At 63.4% G+C, this 3,452-nt stretch carries 4 protein-coding genes and 1 pseudogene; 2 read left to right on the top strand and 3 right to left on the bottom strand.

Features of this window, described 5'->3' with window-relative positions:
• Positions 1 to 281: 3D domain-containing protein (locus JNK99_RS14155; RefSeq protein WP_291854190.1), on the top strand; the 281-nt coding region annotated here is incomplete at its 5' end.
• 176 nt (positions 282 to 457) lie between these two features.
• Complete coding sequence (locus JNK99_RS14150) at positions 458 to 1,660, top strand: ammonium transporter (protein ID WP_291854188.1); 1,203 nt, start codon at positions 458 to 460, stop codon at positions 1,658 to 1,660.
• A gap of 80 nt (positions 1,661 to 1,740) precedes the next feature.
• Here JNK99_RS14150 and zapD read toward each other — a convergent pair whose 3' ends face one another.
• The 3 genes and pseudogenes from zapD to JNK99_RS14135 form a co-directional block, all read right to left on the bottom strand.
• Positions 1,741 to 2,508 carry a cell division protein ZapD gene (gene zapD / locus JNK99_RS14145; RefSeq protein ID WP_291854186.1) on the bottom strand — a complete coding sequence of 256 codons (768 nt, stop codon included), beginning with the start codon at positions 2,506 to 2,508 and terminating at the stop codon, positions 1,741 to 1,743.
• 60 nt (positions 2,509 to 2,568) lie between these two features.
• Positions 2,569 to 3,195, bottom strand: a complete 627-nt coding sequence (gene coaE, locus JNK99_RS14140) for a dephospho-CoA kinase (RefSeq protein ID WP_291854184.1) — start codon at positions 3,193 to 3,195, stop codon at positions 2,569 to 2,571.
• Positions 3,192 to 3,452 (bottom strand): annotated as a pseudogene (locus tag JNK99_RS14135) (hypothetical protein); the annotation flags it as partial. The gene coaE and the pseudogene JNK99_RS14135, both read right to left, overlap by 4 nt.

Raw genomic sequence — 3,452 nt, 5'->3', positions numbered from 1 at the left:
GCGGCGCGCTGGGCGTTCCGCTGACACCGGAACGCAGCATTGCCGTCGATCCTCGCCACGTGCCCCTGGGCGCTCCGGTCTTTCTCTCCACCAGCCAACCCGACTCGGCCACACCCCTGCGCCGGCTCGTCCTGGCACAGGACACGGGCAGCGCGATTCGCGGCGTGGTGCGTGCCGATCTGTTCTGGGGGTTCGGCGCCGCGGCCGGCAATCAGGCCGGACGCATGAAGCAGCAAGGACAGATGTGGGTTCTGCTGCCAGCCGGCGCTGCACCACCCTAATCCAGGGATGACACAGCCTGGTGCATGCTGCCTCCATTCTGGTGCGCTGGCGCGTGGAAATGCATCATGTTGGTGCGTTGTGCTGCGAGAAAGACCTCAAAATGGTGAATCCGACCGCCACATGATCCTGGAACAGGAATTGCTTGATGGCTCCATCCCGAATCTCTGGAGGAGTCATGGAAGCGCTCAAGTCTGGTAGCGACGTTCTCTTCATTCTGCTCGGCGGCATCATGGTGCTGGCGATGCATTCCGGCTTTGCCTTTCTCGAACTGGGCACGGTGCGCAAGAAGAGCCAGGTCAACGCATTGGTGAAGATTCTGGCCGATTTCTCGGTATCGACCATTGCCTATTTCTTCGTCGGTTACAGCATGGCCTACGGCATCAACTTCTTTGCCGGTGCCGACACCCTGCTCGAGAAGAACGGCTTCGAACTGACCAAGTTCTTCTTCCTGCTCACCTTTGCAGCGGCCATCCCGGCCATCATCTCGGGCGGCATCGCCGAGCGGGCGCGCTTCTATCCGCAACTGGCGGCCACCTTCCTGATTGTCGCCCTGATCTATCCCCTCTTCGAGGGAATTGCCTGGAATCAGGCCTTCGGCATCCAGGCCTGGCTGAAGGCCACCTATGGCGAAGAGTTCCATGACTTCGCCGGTTCGGTGGTGGTGCACGCCATGGGCGGCTGGATCGCCCTGCCCGCCGTATTGCTGCTCGGCGCTCGCCATGGTCGCTACACCCGCGAAGGGCGGATCTCGGCGCACCCGCCGTCGTCCATCCCCTTCCTGGCCCTGGGCGCCTGGATTCTGACCGTCGGCTGGTTCGGCTTCAATGTGATGAGCGCACAGACCATCGACAAAATCTCGGGCCTGGTGGCGATGAACTCTCTGATGGCGATGGTCGGCGGAACCCTGGTCGCACTGGTGGCAGGCCGCAACGACCCCGGCTTCGTGCATAACGGCCCGCTGGCCGGTCTGGTTGCTGTCTGCGCCGGGTCCGACCTGATGCACCCAATGGGTGCGCTGGTCGTCGGGGGAGTGGCTGGTGGACTGTTCGTCATGATGTTCACTCTGACCCAGAACCGCTGGAAAATCGATGACGTCCTCGGTGTCTGGCCGCTGCACGGTCTCTGCGGCGCCTGGGGTGGTCTCGCCGCCGGCATCTTCGGCAGCAAGACGCTGGGTGGAGTCGGCGGCGTCGCTTTCATGCCCCAGTTGCTGATGACCGGTCTGGCGATCGGCATTGCGCTGCTCGGCAGCGGCGTAGTCTATGGTCTGCTGAAAGCCTTCGTCGGGCTACGCCTCGATCAGGAGCAGGAGTATAACGGCGCCGATCTCTCGATCCACAAGATCACTGCGACGCCTGAGCGCGAGACGAACTGGTAGGCCCCTCCCGCCGCCGACCAACGCGGGGAGCAGCGGGAGACAGCCTGGCTGCCGCCCCGAGCAACGACCGCCAGGAAAGATCAGAGATTGCAGAACAGCATGTCGAACTCGACGTCGTGGTCGCAGTGCCGTGGCCGGTGATCGCTGTCCGGGCGGGTGAAGCGGATGTTCAGCGCATATTTGTTGGCGCTGATTTCGGGAATGTAGGGGTCGTGCAGCTTGAGCGAGATGCGCACCATCTGCGAGGTGCTCTGCGCACTGCTGCCGCCGAGCATCAGCTGGAAAGCGCCGCCGGCTGCCACATGGTGCTCCGGACGGCCGCTGGCGCGCAGCAGACGGAGCACGATGACCAGGGCGTCACGCAGCGGCAGCAGGGGCTGCAGCCAGGCGAGCAGGGCCTCGCGGCGCACTTCGGGAGACTGATGCCGCCAGTAATGATATGACGGCAGATCGAACTCGCAGACACCACCGGGAATGCTCGCCCGGCTCTTGATGCTCATCAGCCAGTCGTTGTCGCGCAGGTGCTGGCCAATCTTGCCGGCCATGCCGAGCAAGGCTGCGGACGCCTGCTCGATCTCGTACAGGGCACCCGAAAGTGCTTCTTCCGAGATATCCGGGTTGTTGCGGAAAACCAGCAGGCTCTGGCGCTGACGTTCGAGTTCCTGAATGAGATCCATCTTGAGGTCGGCGCGCCCGGCCACATCGAGGATTTCGAAGAGGGTCAGCAGTACGATATGGTGTTCCTGCGAGCCATCCCGCTGCATGAAGCTGCTCAGCTTGTGGAACAAATCCTCAAGACGCAACAGCGTGCGTATGCGTTCATTGAAGGGATATTCGTATGTGATCACACTGCCGCCAGCGTCGGGAACGGGAATTTTTCATGATTCTGAATCATTTGCCACAAAACCTCAACGCCGAACATGAGCTTTCGCCCGTGCCAGGTCGACGTAGCGCTGGTGCAGCGCGGCGACCTGCGGCAGCAGCTCTTCGAGCCCGCTGTCGTTGAACACCACGTCGTCGGCTGCCGCCCGCCTTGCCGCGCGCGAAGCCTGACTGGCGATGATCGCTTCGACCTCTTCAGCCGCCAGCCCGCTACGCGCCATGACGCGCGAAACCTGTATCGTCGTGTCACAGTCCACGACCAGGATGCGATCCGCGCGCTCGCGATAGGTGCCTGATTCGACCAGCAGCGGCACGACCAGCAGAACGTAGGGTGCGGTCGTCGCGGCGGCCGCACAGCGCGTCTCGCTTTCCTGTCTGATCAACGGGTGCAGGATGGCCTCGAGCCTTGCCTTGGCCGAGCGATCGGAGAAAACCAGGCGGCGCATCGCAGCACGGTCGAGACCGCCGTCGGCACGCCGGATGCTGTCACCAAAAGCACCGACGATCGCCGACATGGCTACGCCATGCGGGCCGGTCAACTGGTGGGCAATCACATCCGTATCGACCAGGGCGGCGCCACGTGCGGCAAACAGATCGGCCACCGTGCTCTTGCCACTGCCGATACCACCGGTCAGGCCCACAACGAGGCTCATCGGGACGTTCCAGCGCTCGCCTTGCACGCCTTCGGACCAAGTTTGGGCTGCAGCGCAACAATCGCCTGGCGCAGGGCGTCGGCCTGTTCCTCCGGACCGTGGATTTCGAGCACGGCGTAGGGCGGCTTGCCCTTGCGTTCGCCCATCCTGGCGGACTTGACTCCCTTGCCGCGCAGCATTTCGAGGCCGGCGTTGGCGGCTTCCTCGGTACGGTAGGTGCCGAGCGAAATCGCCAGCTGGTTGGGCCCGCTGGCCTG

This window comes from Accumulibacter sp., assembly GCF_016789985.1.
Lineage (GTDB): Bacteria > Pseudomonadota > Gammaproteobacteria > Burkholderiales > Rhodocyclaceae > Accumulibacter.
The sequence above is the reverse complement of the archived record's forward strand: the minus strand, read 5'-3'. Positions and strand labels throughout refer to the sequence as shown.

Coding starts and splice junctions, on each gene's coding strand:
- JNK99_RS14150 (WP_291854188.1), top strand. CDS start 458: ATGGAAGCGCTCAAGTCTGGTAGCGACGTTCTCTTCATTCTGCTCGGC.
- coaE (WP_291854184.1), bottom strand. CDS start 3,195: ATGAGCCTCGTTGTGGGCCTGACCGGTGGTATCGGCAGTGGCAAGAGC.